At 38.5% G+C, this 20275-nt stretch carries 17 protein-coding genes; 15 read left to right on the top strand and 2 right to left on the bottom strand.

From position 1 onward, the window contains the following. The first annotated feature begins 196 nt into the window (after positions 1–196). The 8 genes from D1B32_RS06675 to pyrE are packed head-to-tail and all read left to right on the top strand — an operon-like array spanning position 197 to position 9623. Positions 197–1123, top strand: coding sequence for an aspartate carbamoyltransferase catalytic subunit (locus tag D1B32_RS06675; protein WP_118888955.1), 927 nt, complete (start codon positions 197–199; stop codon positions 1121–1123). Then, on the top strand, positions 1080–2363 hold the full coding sequence (locus tag D1B32_RS06670) for a dihydroorotase (RefSeq protein ID WP_118888954.1): 1284 nt from the start codon (positions 1080–1082) through the stop codon (positions 2361–2363). Before D1B32_RS06675 ends, D1B32_RS06670 begins: the two co-directional genes overlap by 44 nt. Continuing rightward, entirely contained in the window at positions 2356–3456 is a 1101-nt protein-coding gene (locus D1B32_RS06665) for a carbamoyl phosphate synthase small subunit (protein ID WP_118888953.1), read from the top strand. Before D1B32_RS06670 ends, D1B32_RS06665 begins: the two co-directional genes overlap by 8 nt. Next, entirely contained in the window at positions 3449–6652 is a 3204-nt protein-coding gene (gene carB, locus D1B32_RS06660; protein WP_095308525.1) for a carbamoyl-phosphate synthase large subunit, read from the top strand. The genes D1B32_RS06665 and carB overlap by 8 nt, the downstream gene beginning before the upstream one ends. Next, entirely contained in the window at positions 6652–7401 is a 750-nt protein-coding gene (locus D1B32_RS06655; RefSeq protein WP_275669470.1) for a dihydroorotate dehydrogenase electron transfer subunit, read from the top strand. Before carB ends, D1B32_RS06655 begins: the two co-directional genes overlap by 1 nt. Continuing rightward, positions 7398–8315 (top strand): dihydroorotate dehydrogenase, encoded by a 918-nt coding sequence (locus D1B32_RS06650; protein WP_118888952.1) that lies wholly within the window; start codon positions 7398–7400, stop codon positions 8313–8315. The genes D1B32_RS06655 and D1B32_RS06650 overlap by 4 nt, the downstream gene beginning before the upstream one ends. Then, on the top strand, positions 8312–9025 hold the full coding sequence (gene pyrF, locus D1B32_RS06645) for an orotidine-5'-phosphate decarboxylase (protein WP_095308529.1): 714 nt from the start codon (positions 8312–8314) through the stop codon (positions 9023–9025). Before D1B32_RS06650 ends, pyrF begins: the two co-directional genes overlap by 4 nt. Continuing rightward, positions 9009–9623 (top strand): orotate phosphoribosyltransferase, encoded by a 615-nt coding sequence (pyrE, locus tag D1B32_RS06640; protein WP_118888951.1) that lies wholly within the window; start codon positions 9009–9011, stop codon positions 9621–9623. The genes pyrF and pyrE overlap by 17 nt, the downstream gene beginning before the upstream one ends. Before the next feature lie 386 nt (positions 9624–10009). Here the strand turns inward: pyrE and D1B32_RS06635 are convergent, their stop codons facing one another. Next, entirely contained in the window at positions 10010–10774 is a 765-nt protein-coding gene (locus D1B32_RS06635; RefSeq protein WP_187393137.1) for a class I SAM-dependent methyltransferase, read from the bottom strand. A 123-nt stretch (positions 10775–10897) separates the two neighbouring features. Here D1B32_RS06635 and D1B32_RS06630 point away from each other — a divergent pair, with 123 nt between their 5' ends. Both D1B32_RS06630 and D1B32_RS06625 read left to right on the top strand, forming a co-directional pair. Further along, positions 10898–11761 (top strand): LysR family transcriptional regulator, encoded by an 864-nt coding sequence (locus tag D1B32_RS06630; protein ID WP_095308532.1) that lies wholly within the window; start codon positions 10898–10900, stop codon positions 11759–11761. Positions 11762–11866: 105 nt separating this feature from the next. Next, the gene (locus tag D1B32_RS06625) at positions 11867–12289 is read left to right on the top strand and encodes an organic hydroperoxide resistance protein (protein ID WP_095308533.1); all 423 of its coding nucleotides are present in this window, start codon (positions 11867–11869) and stop codon (positions 12287–12289) included. Between the two features lie 141 nt (positions 12290–12430). Here D1B32_RS06625 and D1B32_RS06620 read toward each other — a convergent pair whose 3' ends face one another. Then, positions 12431–14143, bottom strand: coding sequence for an Rqc2 family fibronectin-binding protein (locus tag D1B32_RS06620; RefSeq protein ID WP_118888949.1), 1713 nt, complete (start codon positions 14141–14143; stop codon positions 12431–12433). Positions 14144–14236: 93 nt separating this feature from the next. On the opposite strand from D1B32_RS06620, the gene D1B32_RS06615 reads away from it, so the two are divergent. The 5 genes from D1B32_RS06615 to rpoZ all read left to right on the top strand — a co-directional run bounded on the left by D1B32_RS06615 (position 14237) and on the right by rpoZ (position 19641). Continuing rightward, the gene (locus D1B32_RS06615) at positions 14237–16891 is read left to right on the top strand and encodes a cation-translocating P-type ATPase (RefSeq protein ID WP_118888948.1); all 2655 of its coding nucleotides are present in this window, start codon (positions 14237–14239) and stop codon (positions 16889–16891) included. Between the two features lie 414 nt (positions 16892–17305). Then, positions 17306–18184, top strand: a complete 879-nt coding sequence (locus D1B32_RS06610) for a YicC/YloC family endoribonuclease (protein WP_118888947.1) — start codon at positions 17306–17308, stop codon at positions 18182–18184. 336 nt (positions 18185–18520) lie between these two features. After that, complete coding sequence (remA, locus tag D1B32_RS06605) at positions 18521–18781, top strand: extracellular matrix/biofilm regulator RemA (protein ID WP_095308538.1); 261 nt, start codon at positions 18521–18523, stop codon at positions 18779–18781. A 39-nt stretch (positions 18782–18820) separates the two neighbouring features. After that, on the top strand, positions 18821–19441 hold the full coding sequence (gene gmk / locus D1B32_RS06600) for a guanylate kinase (protein ID WP_095308539.1): 621 nt from the start codon (positions 18821–18823) through the stop codon (positions 19439–19441). After that, positions 19438–19641: a DNA-directed RNA polymerase subunit omega gene (rpoZ, locus tag D1B32_RS06595; protein ID WP_095308540.1), complete on the top strand. Its 204-nt coding sequence runs from the start codon at positions 19438–19440 to the stop codon at positions 19639–19641. The genes gmk and rpoZ overlap by 4 nt, the downstream gene beginning before the upstream one ends. Positions 19642–20275: the final 634 nt, after the last annotated feature.

Below are 20275 nucleotides of genomic sequence, written 5' to 3'. Positions count from 1 at the left end.
AAGGTTGTGTTAAGAAATGCGTGTATACACTACACGTCTACCTCTTTGCAGCCTTTTTGCAAAGAGGTTTTTTTATTGCTCTTGTAACTATTCAAATGGGAACCACTGTAGGTAACTGGAGACCCGTAATCACATCCATAAAGCATTCAAGTTCGACCCGAAATCCTAAAACGCTCACTTAAAAGGAGAGGATATGATGAGACATTTTATATCGGTTGATCAGCTAACAGAAAAGGATATTTATTCCATGATACAAAGAGCGGAGAGCTACCGAAACCAGAAGATGAAGGATTTGACTCGGCAATTGTTTACAGCCAATCTCTTTTTTGAACCTAGCACGAGAACAAAAATGAGTTTTATCGTAGCGCAACGAAAAATGGGATTTGAAGCACTTGATTTTCATGAGGACACATCAAGCGTACGAAAAGGAGAGTCGCTTTATGATACAGCAAAGACATTTGAAGCAATCGGAGCGAACCTTTTAGTTGTGCGCCATCCAGATGATAATTGGTATGAGGCGCTTGAAGGAAAGATTTCCATACCAATGATTAATGCAGGGGCTGGTAAGGCAGAGCATCCAACACAATGCATGCTCGACCTCTTGACGATTTATCAGGAATATGGACGGATCGAAGGATTGAAGATTGTAATCGTCGGGGACATCAAACATAGTCGAGTTGCTCACTCCAATGCAAAAGCACTTGCTAGATTGGGTGTAGAAGTATACTTATGTGCTGCTCCCGGATTTGAGGACCCAGAGCTTGAATTTCCTTATATTTCAATTGATGAAGCAGTAGAGATATGCGATGTTGTGATGCTTCTCCGAATTCAACATGAGCGACATGTGCAAAAAAATGAAACAAACAATTACTTGGATCTTTATGGATTAACAAAAGAAAGAGAAAAGAAGATGAAGGAGGAGGCAATTATTCTTCATCCAGCGCCGATTAATCGTGGAGTAGAAATTGATACCGATATAGTAGAATGCAGGCGCTCACGAATTTTTAAACAAATGGAAAATGGTGTCTATGTAAGAATGGCAATTATGTCACACGTATTAAATGAATGGGGGATTATGAATGAAAACTTTATTGAAAAACGCCAAAAAGTTAGCAGCTACTAATGAATTCGAAGTATGTGAAATTTTAATCGAAGGAAAACAAATAAAAGAAATTGCACCTATTATTTCTGAAGAAGCAGACGAGATAATTGATTTACAAGGAAAGCTTGTTTTGCCAGGATTTATTGATGTCCATATTCATTTACGTGAACCAGGTGGAGAGCATAAGGAAACAATTTTGACAGGGACAGAAGCTGCAGCACGTGGAGGTTATACGACAGTATGTGCTATGCCAAATACAAATCCGGTGCCAGACAGTAAAGAAGCATTGGAAGCACTATGGGGAAAAATTAACACGGATGCGAAAGTTCGCGTTCTCCCTTATGCAGCAATAACAAAGGGACTAAAAGGGGAAGAACGAACAAATATTAAGGAATTACAGGAACTAGGCGCATTTGCTTTTACCGATGATGGAGTAGGCATTCAAACGGCTGACCAAATGCTTTCCGCCATGAAGGAAGCTGCAGCATGTGACGTAGCAATTGTCGCACACTGTGAGGATAATTCAATTGTGTATGGTGGTGTCACTCATGATGGAGAGGTTAGTGAACGGTTAAACCTACCAGGAATTCCTTCTTTAAGTGAATCGGTACAAATTGCAAGAGACGTACTGCTTGCAGAAGCTGCGAATTGTCATTATCACGTTTGTCATATAAGTACAAAGGAATCTGTACGTGTCATCCGTGACGCAAAGCGAGCAGGTATCCATGTTACTGCGGAAGTCACACCACATCACCTACTATTAAATGAAGAAGACATTCGCGAAGCAGATACGAATTTCAAAATGAATCCCCCACTGCGTGCGAAAGAAGATCAGCAAGCACTAATCGATGGATTGCTTGATGGGACGATTGACTTTATCGCAACAGATCATGCACCACATGCAGCCGAAGAAAAAGCAAAAGGGTTTATCAAAGCTCCATTTGGAATCGTAGGACTTGAAACGGCATTCCCGCTTCTATATACACATTTAGTAGAGACAGGGAAGATTTCACTTCTGCAGCTAGTTGAATGGATGACGGCAAAGCCAGCAGACGTTTTTAACCTTCCGTATGGATCGCTTGAGGTTGGAAAGGTTGCAGATATTACAGTAGTTGACCTTGAAAAAGAAAATGTTATCGATAAAGACACGTTCTATTCGAAGGGAAAGAATACGCCATTCGACGGCTGGCGTGTTAAAGGTACCCCAGTCGTAACCATGGTAGAAGGAAAAGTAGTGTATAAGGAGGCAGTTCATGCGTAAAAGACAATTGGTTCTTGAAGACGGAACGATATTTATTGGTGAAGCGTTTGGAAGTGATTGTGAATCAAACGGAGAAGTTGTATTCAACACTGGAATGACTGGCTACCAAGAAGTAATAACGGATCCATCTTATTGTGGTCAAATTGTAACAATGACCTATCCAATTGTCGGAAACTACGGAATTAACAGGGATGATTTTGAAACAGTCACTCCTTTTATTAACGGATTAATTGTGAGAGAGGTGTGTGATGCACCGTCTAACTTTAGGCAGGAGGAGAACTTAGACCAATTTCTTAAAGCGCATGGTATTCCGGGAATCGCCGGGGTGGATACAAGAAAGCTGACCAAAATAATTCGAAAGCATGGAACAATGAAAGCTATTATTTCAAATGTAGATGTTTCATCAGAAGTGCTTATTGATCAAGCGAAAAATCTACTTCTCTCCACTGATCAGGTGAAAAAGACATCAACAGTTAAGCCGTATGTTGTTCCTGGACGTGGAAAGCGGATTATCATGGTAGATTTCGGTGCAAAACATGGAATCTTACGAGAATTAACGAAGCGTGACTGCCATATAACAGTAGTCCCTTATAATTACAGTGCAAAAGAAATTTTGCGGCTAAAGCCAGATGGATTAATGCTGACAAATGGTCCAGGAAATCCAAAGCATGTTCCAGAAGCAATTGAAATGATTAAGGTTATTTTAGGCAAGGTTCCGATATTCGGTATTTGTCTCGGTCATCAGTTACTAGCACTGGCATGTGATGCAGACACAGAGAAGATGACATTTGGCCACCGTGGATCGAATCATCCCGTGAAAGATTTAAAGAATGAAAGAACGTACCTTACTTCACAGAATCATAGTTATGCAGTTAAAGCTGAATCGTTGAAACATACAGCACTTGAGCTAACGCAATTAGCGTTGAATGACAATTCCGTAGAAGGTATTCGACACAGGAATTACCCTGCTTTTTCTGTACAATATCACCCAGAAGCATCACCAGGACCTGAGGATACAAATGATTTATTTGATGTATTTTTACAGATGGTTGAAGAGGCTCAAGTGAAACGGGGGGAAGAAGTATATGCCTAAAAATACAGCAATCCAAAAAATATTGGTTATCGGTTCTGGACCAATTGTAATTGGCCAGGCAGCGGAATTCGATTATTCTGGTACACAGGCTTGTCAAGCATTGAAGGAAGAAGGATATAGTGTTATTCTTGCAAACTCAAACCCGGCAACGATTATGACAGACCATACGGTAGCTGACAAGGTTTATATGGAGCCATTAACAGTTGAATTTTTGACAAAAATCATTCGCAAAGAACAGCCTGACGCATTACTGCCAACACTTGGCGGACAGACTGGACTGAATCTAGCGATGGCATTAGACCAAAGTGGTGTTCTTTCCCAGTACAATGTGGAGTTGTTAGGAACAACATTAGAGGCCATTCAAAAGGCAGAAGACCGTGAGAAATTTAGAGATTTAATGCACGCATTAAAAGAGCCTGTTCCAGAAAGCAAGATTGTCAATACGGTGGAACAAGCGCTTGTTTTTGCCGCGGAAATTGGTTATCCATTAATTGTTCGACCAGCGTATACACTTGGTGGTACTGGTGGCGGGATGTGCTATAACGAGCTGGAACTAAAAGAAATAACGAAGAATGGGTTAGCACTATCGCCTGCTGATCAATGTCTTATCGAACGAAATATCGCTGGTTTTAAAGAAATTGAATATGAAGTAATGCGAGATAAGAATGACCAGGCAATCGTCGTTTGTAACATGGAGAATGTAGACCCTGTCGGTATTCATACTGGGGATTCAATTGTTGTTGCACCATCACAAACATTAAGTGACCGTGAGTACCAAATGCTCCGAAATGCTTCGTTAAGAATTATCCGTGCACTGTCCATTGAAGGTGGTTGCAATGTGCAGCTCGCGCTTGATCCGGATAGCTTTAATTACTATATAATTGAGGTAAATCCTAGGGTAAGCAGATCATCTGCATTGGCTTCTAAAGCAACGGGTTATCCAATTGCAAAAGTAGCTGCCAAAATTGCTGTTGGGTATACACTTGATGAAATTATCAATCCGATAACTGGTACGACGTATGCATTATTTGAACCAGCACTGGATTACGTTGTAACGAAGTTTCCTAGATTCCCATTTGATAAATTTACAGCTGGTGACCGCAAATTAGGAACACAAATGAAAGCAACTGGAGAAGTGATGGCAATTGGACGTAATTTTGAAGAATCTTTATTAAAGGGTATCCGTTCTTTAGAGCTAGGAACTGAAGAACTCTGGTTGAAATCTCTAACGAATCTCTCCGAAACAGAACTCATAGAGCGTATGGAAAAGGCAGATGATGAACGGATTTTTGTTATCGCTGAAGCATTTCGCAGGGGAATGACGGTGGAACGAATTTTTCAGTTAACAAAGATCGATCGTTTCTTTCTTGTGAAATTCGAGAAGTTAGTAAAGCTTGAGCAAGAATTGCAGGAACAGCACTTTTCAAAAGAAATTTTGAAAAAGGCAAAACGTGTTGGTGTCTCTGATGCACAGATAGCAAGAATGTGGAACATATCAATAGATGAAATTTATACATATCGAATGAATGAGAATTTGAAGCCAGTTTATAAAATGGTGGATACTTGTGCAGCTGAATTTGAATCAGCAACGCCTTATTTTTACAGTACATACGAGGATGAAAATGAATCGATTGCATCAAATCGTAAAAAAATTCTAGTCCTTGGCTCTGGACCAATTCGAATTGGTCAAGGAATCGAATTCGATTATGCGACTGTTCATGCGGTGCTTGCGATTAAAGAAATGGGCTACGAAGCTATTATTATGAATAATAATCCAGAAACGGTTTCTACCGATTTTAGTATCTCTGACAAGCTTTATTTTGAACCATTGACACTTGAAGATGTTATGCATGTAGTGGACTTGGAGCAGCCAGAAGGAGTTATCGTACAATTTGGTGGTCAAACAGCAATTAATCTAGCTGCGGGATTAGAGCGAAGGGGCGTTGCTATTTTAGGTACTAGCTTGGAAGCAATTGATCGTGCAGAGGATCGTGATAAATTCGAAACATTACTAGATGAATTGAATTTACTAAGACCAATGGGCAAAGCTGTCCAGAAGCTGGAACAAGTTTTGGAGGTTGCAGACGAAATTGGCTATCCAGTACTTGTAAGACCTTCCTATGTGATTGGTGGAAGCAGGATGGAAATTGTTTATGATGACGAAGAGTTACAAGCCTACCTAAGAAAGACAAATCATTTAAACGCAGAGCACCCAATTTTAATCGATAAATACCTTACTGGTATTGAAGCTGAAGTTGATGCTATAAGTGATGGCGAAACAACGATTATACCTGGGATAATGGAACATATTGAACGTGCTGGTGTACATTCTGGTGATTCCATGGCAGTCTATCCACCACAACGGCTCAGTGATTCGGTAAAACAAAAATGTATGGCAGCTGCTGAACAGATTGCTAAAGCACTTCATGTAAAAGGATTGATTAATATTCAGTTCATTATTCGTGGAGAAGACGTATATATTCTTGAAGTCAACCCACGAGCAAGTAGAACAATTCCGTTCCTAAGCAAAATTACAGGTGTAACCATGGCAGCTATTGCAACAAAATGTATTTTAGGAGAAAAATTGAAAGCTTTAGGCTTTGAGACTGGCATTCTACCAGAAGATAGCAATGTATCTGTAAAAATCCCAGTATTTTCCTTTGAGAAACTCCGAAGTGTTGATACGTTCTTAGGACCTGAAATGAAATCAACCGGGGAAGCAATCGGTTATGATAAGACACTGGAAAAGGCATTGTATAAAGGATTAATTGCTGCAGGCTATACTGTCCCACAAGATGGTGGGGTCCTATTAACAGTGGCGGATAAGGATAAAGCAGAAATGCTGAAAGTCGCTGAACGTTTTCATCAACTTGGATTCGTGCTTTATGCAACAGAAGGCACGGCTGCATATGTAAGAGAAGCAGGAGATTTCCCAATTATTGAAGTAGCAAAAATTGGATCAATCGAACCAAATGTACTTTCGATTATGGAGAATGGGGATGTTCAATTTGTAGTAAATACACTTAATTCGGGTAAAAAGCCAAGGTCAGATGGTTTCTTAATTCGTAGGCAGACGGTTGAACATGGTATCGCCTGTTTAACAAATTTGGATACTGCAAATGCCATTTTAAATGTGATTGATTCAACAACATTTAGCGCAAAACCAATAGGAGAAAAAGAGGCTATAAGACAATGATACAAAAGGAAAAAATGATAATTAAATCTGTAACGAATATTGCACTGGATACAATTGAAATGGTACTTGAAAATACGTTTATTAGTAAAACTGCTATTCCGGGTCAGTTTTTGCATGCTTCAATTGAGGGACATACCTTGCGACGTCCTATTTCCATTGCGGATATCGATCGAGAAAAAGAAACAGTTACCATCTTATTTAAAATTTTAGGTAAAGGTACCGAAAAGCTTGCAACCTATCAAGCTGGTATGTCCTTTAATGTACTTGGTCCGAGTGGAAATGGGTTTCAGATTGAGGATAAACAAGGAACATATCTTTTAATAGGTGGTGGGATTGGCGTTCCTCCATTGTACTACCTTGGGAAAAAACTTGCAGAAAAGCAATGTCAGGTCATTTCAATTCTTGGATTCCAGACAAAAACAAATGTATTTTATGAGGAAAAGTTTAGAGCACTTGGAGAGACCTTTATTGTGACAAATGACGGTTCATATGGTGAAACAGGTTTTGTTACGGACATCATTGAAAGAGCTGGGGACTTTGATTCTTACTTTTCCTGTGGACCAGTTCCAATGCTTAAAGCAATTACGAAAAAACTTCCTACAAAACCTGGATTAATTTCCTTGGAAGAGCGGATGGGCTGTGGAGTTGGAGCATGTATGGCATGTGTTATTCCCACAAATGACGGGAAAAGCTATCAGAAAATCTGCAGTGATGGACCAGTATTTCATGCGCAGGAGGTATCCTTATGACAAATTTAGCAGTACATTTACCCGGTCTTGAGTTGAAAAACCCGATCATGCCTGCATCAGGATGCTTTGGATTCGGAAGAGAATATAGTACATTTTATGATTTAAGCAAGCTTGGTGCAGTTATCATGAAAGCAGCAACTGGAACAGAGCGTTTAGGCAACCCAACTCCCCGTGTTGTAGAAACAGCATCTGGCATGTTGAACGCAATTGGTTTGCAAAATCCTGGAGTGAAAAACATCATTGAAAATGAAGTTCCATTTCTTGCAGCATACGATACAAGTATCATTGCCAATATTGCTGGCAGTACGACAACTGAATATGAAGCAGTTGCTCGTGCATTTAACGAAACAGAGCTTGTACATGCTATTGAGTTAAACATTTCATGTCCGAACGTAAAAGAAGGCGGCATCCAGTTTGGAACGGATCCAGCAATGGCAGCGACGGTCACTGAAATTGTTAAAAATGCTAGCAATCTTCCGGTTTATGTGAAGCTCTCACCAAATGTTACCAATATAGTTGAGATGGCGAAAGCGGTAGAAGCAGCAGGTGCAGATGGTTTATCAATGATTAATACATTGACAGGAATGCAAATGCATTTGCAGTCAAGAAAACCATTGATTGCGAATAAAACAGGCGGTTTGTCTGGTCCAGCTATAAAACCAGTAGCAATTCGTATGATATATGAAGTGAGACAGCATGTTAATATTCCAATTATTGGAATGGGCGGCGTGACAAATGCAGAAGATGTGCTTGAATTTCTATTAGCAGGAGCAAGTGCTGTAGCTGTCGGTACAGCGAATTTTTCCAATCCGTATATATGTCCTGAAATTATTGATGCACTGCCAGCAACATTAGAGCGCTATGGATTTGATTCAGTGGAAGAAGTAATTGGAAAGGGGATTATACCCGTATGAAGGAGAAAATTTACTTAGCATTAGATTTTCCAAATTGGCAAGCTACAAAGCAATTTCTTGATAATAACCAGCTTTACGGCATACCTGTGAAAGTTGGAATGGAGCTATTCTACCATGAGGGCCCTGCTGTTATTAAGAAGCTTAAAGAACGGAACCATCCTATTTTTCTTGATCTGAAATTACATGATATACCAACGACGGTAATGCGTGCTATGAGAAATATCGCTAGTCTAGGGGTGGATATGGTTAATGTACATGCTCTTGGTGGAGGTGAAATGATTCGTTATGCAAAAGAAGGGCTTGTTAGTAGTAACAATGAGAAGATCCCAAAACTAATTGCTGTTACGATTTTAACCTCAATGGAGCAGCAAACACTGAATGAACAACTAAGAATTTCGGGTAATGTGGTTGATAATGCTGCTTATTTCGCAGCTGTTGCTCATGATAATGGTGCAGATGGTGTCGTCTGTTCTGTGCATGAAGCGATGTCAATCAAGGCATTATGTGGAGATACTTTTTTAACTGTAACGCCAGGCATTCGTTTGGCAGATTCAGATAAAAATGACCAGAAACGGATTGCAACTCCGAGCTTCGCCAAGGACAATGGTTCAGATTACATTGTCGTCGGCAGAAGTGTCACAAAGTCGTCGAATCCGTATGAAGCATATCAGCAAATAGTCGAGGAGTGGAAGCATGGCATTAAAGGATGAATTAACAAGGGAGCTATTAGAAATAAAAGCAGTACAAATTAATGCAAATGATTACTTTACATGGACATCGGGAATCAAGTCGCCGATTTATTGCGATAACCGTTTGACGATGTCTTACCCAGCTGTACGTAAAAAAATCGTAACTGCGTTCGCTGAAAAAATCGCTGCAATGGAGGAAAAACCGGATATTATTGCAGGCTGTGCAACTGCTGGGATCCCTCATGCAGCGTGGCTAGCTGAAAAATTAGACCTTCCAATGGTTTATGTACGTTCAAAGCCAAAAGGACATGGGAAGGGAAATCAAATTGAAGGAAAAATATCCAGGGGACAAAAAGTACTTGTTATTGAAGATTTAATTTCCACTGGCGGATCCTCCATCGAATCTGCTAAAGCACTCCAAGCAGAAGGAGCCGACGTTCTAGCTGTCTTTGCAATCTTTACATATGGATTAAAAAAAGCAACAGATCAATTTGCAGCTGAAGCAATTACCTTTGATACGATAACAAACTTTGATGCGTTAATAGAAGCGCTTGTAGAAGACGGCAAGCTGACTACAACCAATAAATCTGAATTACTAGAGTGGCGTAATAGTTTATAGTGTTTGATTTAAGTTTATTATAAGAAAGAAACTACGAACTAACTTCTCGGCTGTTTTCTTCAAGTATGTGCAACAATCGCCGTCCGGGATCGCTCCGGGCGGATGCTTTCCGTGGGCACGGCTTCAGCCTCTCTGGAAGAAACCCACTTCCGGTGAGTCTTCAGACACATGCTATTCCCACTGGAGTCACCGCCCTGCGCTCACCCGGACTGGAAGCGCATCGATATCGTGTTTATTAATACCACAAGTAATAATTGGTGAGCATATACTAGCGAAGTATATTTCCGGAGCGGGCAGACGCACAATCCATTTAAATACACTAATCCACAGTTTATATAAAATATAAATAAAGCAATATTTATTTTGTTACAATCCTAGTTCATGTATTACTTTTCATACAATGCCATCCATTCATCAATTGCAAAGGATTGTATATCGCCTTCTGCATTAAATTTAAATTGATAATAATTCTGAATAGTTTCAGGTGCGTCATTAAGGTAGTGGGATACTTTTTCTATTTTGTCTGTAGAATCAAGAGTTCGGTGGACCCATTCAGCATATGGAAGAGTCTTTTTTCGCTTTGTTTCTTTTAACAGTTTTAATTTATTTCTTTCAAGCAACGACTTCCATTCGGGTATTTTTCGAGAACGAATATGGCTATCATCACGCATCTTTTCAAGGGCATTAATGAACGCATCATAGTGCTTATTTTCGGGTGCAATATTGTCGATGAAAAGAAATTTTCCCGAAGGTTTTAAAACGCGTTGTACTTCATCAATGAATTTCCCTGCGTCTGGAAAATGATGTGCAGCAATACGGCAGGTAACGATATCAAAATAATTATCGATAAATGGTAAATTTTCCGCGTCAGCAATAACATAATGCGTATTCGTTAAATCACTTAAATAATTGGCTGTATTTTCTAGCATTTCCTTTGTAATGTCAGTGGAAATTACTGTTTTAACATATGGTGATATAGTCTTTGTAACATGCCCTCCGCCTGTTGCAATATCTAATGCTACCATGTCTGACTTTAGCTCTAACCATTCCTTTAACAGCTCTAAATCGGTACCGCCAGCATGTGTACTGCTCGTTACATAGGCTTCTTTATTTTTGCCGAATATTTCCTGCACTTTAATTTTTTCTTTCATAATATTTCCCTCCTTCTATAAAGTTGAGATTATTCTTATATTTATTTTATGCTTATATGTGCGATAAGTAAAATACTGATATATAATCAATAGTAATCATAAAAAGTTATCAGGGGGTTTCTAATGAAAATCGATGACTATGAGTTACTATTGAAATTGAATGAAGTTGGAACAATTAGAGGGACAGCAAAGCTAATTCTTATTTCACAGCCAGCTGTAACACAGCGTTTAAAATTCATTGAAGCGCACTTTGGAGAGATGATTTTTATACGAACATCAAAACGGCTTATGCCAACACCGAGTGGTGAAATTATTTTAGAGCATGCGAAACAAGTTGTTGAAAGAGAAAGAGAGTTAAAGAATAAATTATCAGAGACAGGAAAAGATATCCAGGGAACATTGTCAATTGCTTGCTCCTCATTAATAAGTCAACGATTTCTCCCAGCCATTCTTGGGGAATTCACTGCTGCGTACCCGAAAGTGGCGATTGATCTTGTTACAGGAATTAGTGAGGATATAAAAAGGGATCATAAAAAATACCATGTTTGTATCATTCGTGGTGAAAAGTTGAAGGAAACAACATCCATAAGACTTTTTGATGATCCATTATATATGTTTGACACAGAACCCTTCCCTGATAATAAAATAAAAGAACGTCCGCTTATTTCGTTTAAAAGTGATGACAGTATGCATGAACTAGTAGATAATTGGCTTTATCATCACCAAGATCAAATCAAACCATTGAAAACAATGACCGTAGATCAAATTGAAACATGTAAGCAATTTATGAAGCAGGGGATTGGCATGGCGGTATTACCTAAAAGTGTATCCTCTTCATTGATGGATACATATCCGCATATCCCACTAGAGTTAGACGGAGAGGTTGTAGCACGTTATACGTGGCTTAGCTACCAAGAAGGAATCCGCAAGCTGCCACAAGTTGATAAATTTATAGCAGCACTTACGAATACGACTTTTCTCACATGATGGCGCTTAAATTCTGCCATTCGATCATGATTTTCCAGACGATGTTTAACAATGGTGTGGAAAAGGAATGGTATACGTAAATACGGGAAAGGGGAGTGAACGTTAATGAGCGATGTAATTTTCACTGCAAAAGCAACAGCAACAAATGGACGCGATGGTCATGTAAAATCAGATGATGGCTTAATCGATTTGGAACTAGTTAATCCCGCATCAAATAAAGATGATAAGCAAGGTTCAAATCCAGAGCAATTATTTGCAGCTGGTTATGCAGCTTGCTATGATGGAGCGTTAAATTTAGTTGCATCAAAGCAAAATCTAAAAATTGATTCAGAAACAACAGCAGAGGTAAGTTTTATGAAAGATGAAACAGATAATGGATATAAAATTGGTGTGACATTAAATATTGAAATCGAAGGATTAAATCCAGAGGAAGCCCAAGATTTAGCAGAACAAGCCCATCAGGCATGTCCATATTCAAAGGCTACAAGAGGAAATATTGAAGTGAAATTAAATCCACAAGTAGTATAATATTGTTGTTTATATTTAAAAACGCTTCGACGATAATAAGTGGTTGTAATTATTCCACGAAAGTTAAAGCTATAAAAAGCTGACTCTAATTCATTTTCGAAAATGATTTCGAGTCAGCTTTTGATTTTCTCGATTCTGTCACTATTTTTTTTTACTTAATTTGTCGACAGTATCTTTGGATGGTGTAACATAGATTGTTTTTTGGTTATCGTATGTGACATACCCTGGCTTGGCCCCATTAGGTTTTTTAACATGTCTTATTTTCGTATAATCGACCGGAACAGAGGATGAATTCTGCGACTTACTGAAATAGGCAGCTAGTTCAGCAGCTTCCAAAAGTGTTTGTTCACTATACTCTTTTGCTCGAATGATAACATGGGAACCTGGAATATCTTTTGTATGCAGCCAAGTATCATCTCGGTGGGCAAGCTTCATGGTGGCATATTCATTTTGCTTGTTATTTTTTCCTACGACAATTATAGTACCATCAGACGCCACATACGTTTCAGGTTCTGGTATTCTTGGTTTGTTTTTGTGTTTAGCGCTAAATTTTTGCTTTTTCAAGTATCCTTCTTCACGCAGTTCTTCACGTATTTCTTCTATATCTTCGACCCGTGCAACGTCGATCTGTTGCAGTAATTGATTAACATAATTTATTTCTTCTTCTGTACGGATGATTTCTTTTTCAACCACACGTTTTGAGTTTTTAAGCTTCTGGTATGTCTTATAAAATCCTTGAGCATTTTCACTCGGTGATTTATTTGGGTTGAGCTCGATTGTTAGCTCTCTTTGATCCGGATCATAATAATCAATCACATTGATGCTCGGGTCTCCTTGTTTAACAAGGTGCATATGTGCAGTAAGTAGTTCTCCCATCTTTTGATAATGCTCTGCTTTTTCTGCCTTTTTAATTGTTTGCTGATGCTTTTTTAATTTACGTTCATTTTTGCTTTTTTCGTTTTTGATAAAACGATATAAGTCTTTCGCTTGTTGTTTAACTCGATCACGCTCTGCTTTTCCGGAAAAGAAAGAATCCAACATCTTATTAACCGATTGAAATTTGGTAGTCTCTCCATTGAAAGCAGAGATTGGAATAACGTGAAAATCTTCTTTGCCGGCTCGGTAAATTGCCGGTGTGTAATCATGATCGAGTAGCTGCTGCTGCACTTCCGCAAATTTTTCAATATAAACCTCATTAGACCCGAAATTGGTACGCGTTACAATTTCCTTTGTAATTAATGGGGAGAACCCTTCCAAGATTCCGACCATTTGCTGATCAATTTTTCCAGCATTGAAATCAAGTTTCCGTATCAATTGTTCTCCGTCAATTTCAAGTGGGTTTAATTTATTTTGTGAAGGAGGCAGTTTATAAACTTGCCCCGGTAAAATCGTACGATATCGATTTTGTGCCATGGAAATATGCTTGATGCTATCAATAATATGTCCTTTTTCTTTATCAACAATCATTACATTACTATGCTTTCCCATTAACTCAACTACGAGTAATTTATGACTTATATCTCCAATTTCATTCCGTGTTTTTAACGTGAAGGTTACAATACGTTCCATGCGAAATTGTTCAATTGCTTCAACAATGGCTCCTGAAAGATGTTTTCTTAAAACCATGCAAAACATTGGCGGCTCTTTTGGGTTCGTGTATGTATCTTCTGTTAAATGAAATCTTGCATAGGTGGGGTGAACAGAAAACAATAAGCTATGATTTTTTCCTTGGCTTCTAATTGTAAAAACTAACTCCGTCTGTGTTGGCTGATATATTTTATTGATTTTCCCATGTACTATTTCTTCTTGTAATTCTTCTGTTATTGCTCTCGTTACAATTCCATCGAATGGCATAACATCACCTCAAAAGCAATTATAGCATTTTTTTGGATGAGTATGCATAGATATGGAATTAGCTTGTACTATTTAAATGCCGGAGGAATGCAGATGAATTGGTATCAGTTAGATGCAGAAAAGGTAGAGGAGAAGCTTCATGTATCAGCAGACAGAGGGTTATCAGGAAAGCAGGCTAATGAGCGGAGAAAACAATATGGTGAAAATATTCTGGAAGCAAAGAAAAATACATCCAAATGGTTGATCTTCCTAAAGCAATTTCAGGATTTTATGGTCCTTGTTTTGCTCGCTGCTACGCTAATTGCTGGATTGCTTGGAGAATTTGTTGATGCTATTGCGATTATGGTTATCGTATTAGTCAATGGTTTTATCGGTTTTTTCCAGGAACAAAAGGCAGAAAATTCCCTGGAAAAGCTAAAAGAATTATCAGCTCCAATGGCAAATGTGCTGCGTAATGAGAGCTGGGAGAAAATATCCTCAAGAGAAGTAGTTGTAGGGGATATTGTTAAGGTAAATAGTGGAGACCGTATTCCTGCTGATATTCGTATTATTCGATCAAATGGGATGGAAACAGAGGAATCCGCACTAACTGGTGAGTCTCTTCCCGTTGCGAAACATGCAACAGCAATCATTAAAGATGATCTGGATGTACAGGATCAAGTCAATATGGGCTTTATGGGAACACTCATTACAAGAGGCTCAGGTGTAGGTATCGTTGTTGGAACTGGTATGAACACGGTGATGGGGCAAATTGCATCTTTGATGGCGAATACGAAAAAAATGATTACACCACTAGAAATGAAACTAGCAGAGCTCGGAAAGATATTAATCGTTGTCGCTATACTCCTTACTGTACTTGTTGTAGGCCTCGGAGTGATACAAGGACATCCAATGTATGAGATGTTTCTGGCAGGGGTTTCGTTAGCGGTTGCTGCGATACCAGAAGGTTTGCCGGCAATTGTGACAGTAGCCTTGTCACTAGGTGTGCAACGTATGATTCGTAAAAAAGCACTTGTAAGAAAATTATCAGCTGTAGAGACGCTTGGCTGTGCATCGGTGATTTGCTCAGATAAGACGGGAACAATGACTGAAAACCAAATGACTGTAAAAGAAATTTTCCTGAATGGGGAATACCTTTATGTTTCGGGAGATGGCTATCAGACTCAAGGTGACTTTTTCCTGCATCGTGAGAAAGTAGAGCCTTCATTGCCAAATTTAGAAACGATGCTTTCATATGGAATGCTTTGCAATAACGCTTCGATAGTAGTGAAAAAAGGGAAAAATTATATTGATGGAGATCCAACTGACGGTGCACTTCTTGTTGCGGCAAAAAAATTCGGACTGACAGATGAGCTTGGTAAAAAATTTCGGATCATTAAAGAGTTTCCATTTGATTCAGACCGAAAACGAATGAGTGTGGTCCTAGAAGACGAAAATCAAATGCGCTTTTTAATAACGAAAGGTGCACCGGATGTACTCTTACCTAGATCAGCCTTCTATATGGATAAAGATAGTCGAAAGCTATTAAATAAGGAAAACAAAGCACTTATTGAAGGTGCAATAAATGAGATGGCAAATAAGGCCTTACGAACAATTGCCATTGGTATAAGAAACATTTCAAATAATGTGTCACTAGATTCAGCTCTATTGGAAGATGAATTGACGCTTATTGGTTTATATGGTCTGATGGACCCTCCAAGAAAAGAAGTAAAGTCTGCAATTAGAGAGTGTAAGGAAGCTGGAATTAAAACAGTTATGATTACAGGTGATCATGTCAATACAGCTAGAGCAATTGCCGAAAACCTACAGCTGCTTCCGACAGATGGACTTGTCCTTGAAGGGCATCAGCTTAATCGAATGTCAACAGAGGAGCTTAGCAATGTAATCGAGGATACGTATGTCTTTGCTCGGGTTACACCAGAGCATAAGTTAAAGATTGTAAAAGCTTTTCAAGAAAAAGGACATATTGTTGCAATGACTGGAGATGGCGTTAATGATGCACCAGCAATTAAAGCAAGTGATATCGGGATTAGTATGGGTGTTACTGGTACAGATGTAACAAAGGAAGCGTCTTCCTTGATCTTAATGGATGATAATTTTGCTACAATCAAGTCCGCTATTCAAGAAGGAAGAAATATCTATGAAAACATTCGGAAATTTATTCGATATTTACTTGCTTCTAACGTAGGTGAAATACTTGTTATGCTATTTGCGATGTTACTAGGAATGCCTTTACCACTTATTCCGGTACAGATTCTATGGGTGAACTTAGTAACAGATGGTCTTCCGGCAATGGCCCTTGGGCTAGACCAAGCAGAAGAAGATGTGATGAAACGTTCACCAAGGAATCCTAGGGAAGGTATTTTTTCAAGAGGTCTAGGCTATAAAATTATTAGCAGAGGGATTTTAATCGGGATTGTTACGTTGATTGGATTTATGATTACGTATCAAAATAATCCGGACAATTTAATGTTTGCTCAAACAACTGCTTTCTCAACTCTTGTTCTGGCACAGCTAATTCATGTGTTTGATTGCCGGAGTGAACATTCTGTATTTGCTCGAAATCCTTTTGAGAACATTTATCTTGTTTTTGCAGTAATTTCATCCTTGCTTTTATTATTAGTAGTCATATACTGGCCGCCTTTACAGCCGATTTTCCATACTGTCAGTCTATCATTGAGAGATTGGTTGCTAATTATCGGATTAAGTGCAATCCCAACCGTTTTATTCGGCTTCACAAAAAAATAAGCAACACCACTCTGCCCGATAATGTGCAAAACTAACATTTTCGGGCTTTTTATTGTTTGTTTTCATCGTAATTGTAGGGAACTGTGAATTAAAATCGCATTTGTGCAATATTTGCCGTCCGGGATTACAGCGGGTGGATGCGCACTTTAGGGCACGGCTTCAGCCTCTCCGGAAGAAAACCACTTCCAAAAAGTCTTCAGACCCATGGTCAAAGTTCGAAGAGGCTCACGGGTCACCAGCGGAAAGTGAAGGGTTTTCCGGAGCGGAGTAGCGCGCAATTCATTATTACGTGCTTTCGTTCGCTGTTTATATCTATTATGTCATGTGAAATTCGGAGAGATTGTCGAAATGAAATGGTATAATAGGTTTATAATTCTTGAGATTAACGTATAATAAAGGATGGATGTGATTGACATGCCGTTAAGCATGACGGGTTATGGAAGAAAAGTATTACATATCGAAAATACGATGGTTACAATTGAAATTCGCAGTGTGAACCATCGGTTTCTTGATATAGCAATCAAACTACCACGGACTTTTTTATTTTTAGAAGATAAACTAAAAAAAACCGTTCAATCTCAGTTTACTCGAGGGCGAATTGAGGTTTATATCAGCATTGAAGGAGATGGGTTTTCCAACCGAACGCTACAAGCAGATTGGGAATTAATAGATCAGTATGTGACTCATCTCGACAGAGCAAAGCAAAAATACCACTTGAATGGTGAGATTCCACTAACAGTTTTATCATCAATGCAAGACTTTTTTCATATTAAGGATACTGGTGGTTCTTTGGAAAAAGTACATCAGCTTATTCTGGAAGGAACATTGGATGCATGTAAGCAAGTTTCGGTTATGCGACAGGAAGAAGGAGTCTATTTAACAAATGATTTGACAGAAAGGCTCCGTTCAATCACTGAAACGGTGTTACAATTGCGTACGAAAAGAGATATCGTACGTAAGGAATATCAAGAAAGAATTATGGAACGTATTCGTGTTTATGTAGATGATGAAATTTCTAAAGATGGGAAATTCTATCAAGAAATTGTCTTGCTGGCAGAAAAAGGGGATATTACAGAAGAAATAACAAGACTATTAGGTCATATCGAGCATTTTGAGAGAACGATGAATAGCAAGGAAGCCGCAGGTAGAAAACTTGACTTTATTATTCAAGAGATGCACCGAGAAGCAAACACAATTGGTTCAAAATCAACTGATGTTTCAATCAGTGAATGGACAGTTTCGCTCAAAAGTATGATCGAAAAAATGAAGGAACAAGTGCAAAATATAGAATAATAAAGGCTTTGTCTGAAAACCATTGTGAGCAAATATAGTTAATATAAAATAATGCTTCAATTCATATCAAATTCCTTGAAAGATATGCAATAAACCTTTACTGTTTTATTTTTTAGTGTAAATTTCCACTAGGATAAAGTATAATATATATAATCTTGCCTTGATAATAAGATTGTATATAGATTTTTTACGGTATGTGAATAAAATATATAAAAAACAAAGCGAAATTTGTTGGCAGATAAGTTAGTCTAAACCTTTCTTATTTGCATAAGTGCAATGAAGGCATTTACTGGTGCATGCCAAGTTTTCTAAGAACTTTTGCAAGGGGGAAGTCAGTTGAGCTTGAGTTTAATTAATATCGGTTTTGGAAATGTGGTGTCGGCAAATCGTATTATTTCGATTGTGTCACCAGAATCTGCACCGATAAAACGGATTATTACAGTGGCTAGAGAAAATAATAAATTAGTAGATGCTACATATGGAAGACGAACTCGCGCTGTGATCATAACAGATAGTGACCACGTCGTTCTATCTGCTGTTCAGCCGGAGACGGTTGGACAACGGGTAATTAGCAATGATGAAATTTCAGATGAATAGATTATCCATCTATTCTTTAGAGCTTTAGGAGGTACTATGTTGATTGAAGAGAAAGGGATTTTATTTATTCTTTCTGGTCCTTCAGGTGTTGGTAAAGGAACAGTAAGAAAAAAACTATTTGAGGAAGCATCGGAACTGCAATATTCCATTTCGATGACAACAAGAGATATGCGCCCGGGTGAACTCGATGGAATCGATTATTTTTACAAATCCGTTGAAGAATTCGAGACGCTAATAGAGCAAAATCAGCTATTAGAATATGCGAAATATGTAAGTAATTATTATGGTACTCCACGTAAATATGTTGAAGAAACGTTAGCCAAAGGGCAAGATGTCTTTTTGGAAATTGAAGTGCAAGGTGCCTTACAGGTAAAAGAGAACTTTCCTGAGGGCGTATTTATTTTTCTTTTCCCGCCGAGCCTCGAAGAACTTAAAAATCGTATTGTGAATCGTGGTACTGAGTCACAGGAGTTAGTGGTTAATCGATTGAAGGAAGCTCGAAAGGAAATTGAAATGATGGATGCTTATGATTATGTTGTTGTAAATGATCGTGTTGAGCATGCGGTAGACAAGGTAAAAGCAATTATTAAAAGTGAGCATTTAAAACGAGAACGAGTTGCTAAACAGTATAAAAAAATATTGGAGGATGAATTAAAATGATGTTAGAACCATCAATTGATGCATTGCAAGAGAAAATAAAATCAAAATATACACTTGTTACGTTGTCAGCAAGACGAGCAAGAGAATTAAGTGATACAAAGGATATGATGATTGAAAAACCAAAATCTCATAAGTATGTTGGAATGGCGTTGGAAGAAATAGAAGCTGAAAAATTATATATTGCAAAAGATAATAAATAATGAAGTTTACCCTCCGTTCTTTTCTCACGGAGGGTATTCTTGTCATTGCGTCATTTATAAAGTAGCTTTATACAAGATATATGTATTGCGATATGTTATAACTAAATTAATGCAATAGTTGTAGTGTGATAATAAAAAATGCGTCTTGAACGAATGAAAAAAAACAGAAGATATACTGTTCTTTAATTGACAGAAAACCAACTGAGCCTAAGGTAGTGCTTATAATAATTAATAGTGTAACTACATATCATCGCATTTGAAGGCAATTGCGAACTAACTGCTTTGGTAGGAGCAACTGTCGCCGTCCGGAATCGCTTCAGACGGATGCGCACCTTAGCGCACGGCTTCAGTCTTTCCGGAAGAAAACCACTTCCCGTGAGTTTTCAGACACGTGTTATTCCCGCAGGACAAGGAATGCTCCGTCAGCTTTTACATCGCACGAAGAAAATTGGTTTTTATTTTAGAGGAGTCACCGGCCTACGCTCATCCGGACTGGTTAGAGCAACGCTTTTGTTTTTGATAACGTTGTTGTAATAGCCAATAAGCCAGTACGAGCGAAGTGTATTTCCAAAGCAGTGCAAAGGCTCTATACCCCATCGCACATTTGTTCGCAGTTTAATCCTGTTATGTAAAA

This window comes from Oceanobacillus profundus (genome assembly GCF_003515705.1).
Lineage (GTDB): Bacteria > Bacillota > Bacilli > Bacillales > Amphibacillaceae > Oceanobacillus > Oceanobacillus profundus.
This window is presented reverse-complemented; position numbering and strand designations above follow the sequence as displayed.

Excerpts from the sequence above, each read along its gene's own strand:
- carB (WP_095308525.1), top strand. The coding sequence starts at position 3,449 with ATGCCTAAAAATACAGCAATCCAAAAAATATTGGTTATCGGTTCTGGA.
- D1B32_RS06670 (WP_118888954.1), top strand. The coding sequence starts at position 1,080 with ATGAAAACTTTATTGAAAAACGCCAAAAAGTTAGCAGCTACTAATGAA.
- D1B32_RS06675 (WP_118888955.1), top strand. The coding sequence starts at position 197 with ATGAGACATTTTATATCGGTTGATCAGCTAACAGAAAAGGATATTTAT.
- D1B32_RS06620 (WP_118888949.1), bottom strand. The coding sequence starts at position 14,143 with ATGCCATTCGATGGAATTGTAACGAGAGCAATAACAGAAGAATTACAA.
- D1B32_RS06615 (WP_118888948.1), top strand. The coding sequence starts at position 14,237 with ATGAATTGGTATCAGTTAGATGCAGAAAAGGTAGAGGAGAAGCTTCAT.
- pyrE (WP_118888951.1), top strand. The coding sequence starts at position 9,009 with ATGGCATTAAAGGATGAATTAACAAGGGAGCTATTAGAAATAAAAGCA.
- D1B32_RS06610 (WP_118888947.1), top strand. The coding sequence starts at position 17,306 with ATGCCGTTAAGCATGACGGGTTATGGAAGAAAAGTATTACATATCGAA.
- D1B32_RS06630 (WP_095308532.1), top strand. The coding sequence starts at position 10,898 with ATGAAAATCGATGACTATGAGTTACTATTGAAATTGAATGAAGTTGGA.
- D1B32_RS06635 (WP_187393137.1), bottom strand. The coding sequence starts at position 10,774 with ATGAAAGAAAAAATTAAAGTGCAGGAAATATTCGGCAAAAATAAAGAA.
- D1B32_RS06625 (WP_095308533.1), top strand. The coding sequence starts at position 11,867 with ATGAGCGATGTAATTTTCACTGCAAAAGCAACAGCAACAAATGGACGC.
- D1B32_RS06665 (WP_118888953.1), top strand. The coding sequence starts at position 2,356 with ATGCGTAAAAGACAATTGGTTCTTGAAGACGGAACGATATTTATTGGT.
- pyrF (WP_095308529.1), top strand. The coding sequence starts at position 8,312 with ATGAAGGAGAAAATTTACTTAGCATTAGATTTTCCAAATTGGCAAGCT.
- D1B32_RS06650 (WP_118888952.1), top strand. The coding sequence starts at position 7,398 with ATGACAAATTTAGCAGTACATTTACCCGGTCTTGAGTTGAAAAACCCG.
- rpoZ (WP_095308540.1), top strand. The coding sequence starts at position 19,438 with ATGATGTTAGAACCATCAATTGATGCATTGCAAGAGAAAATAAAATCA.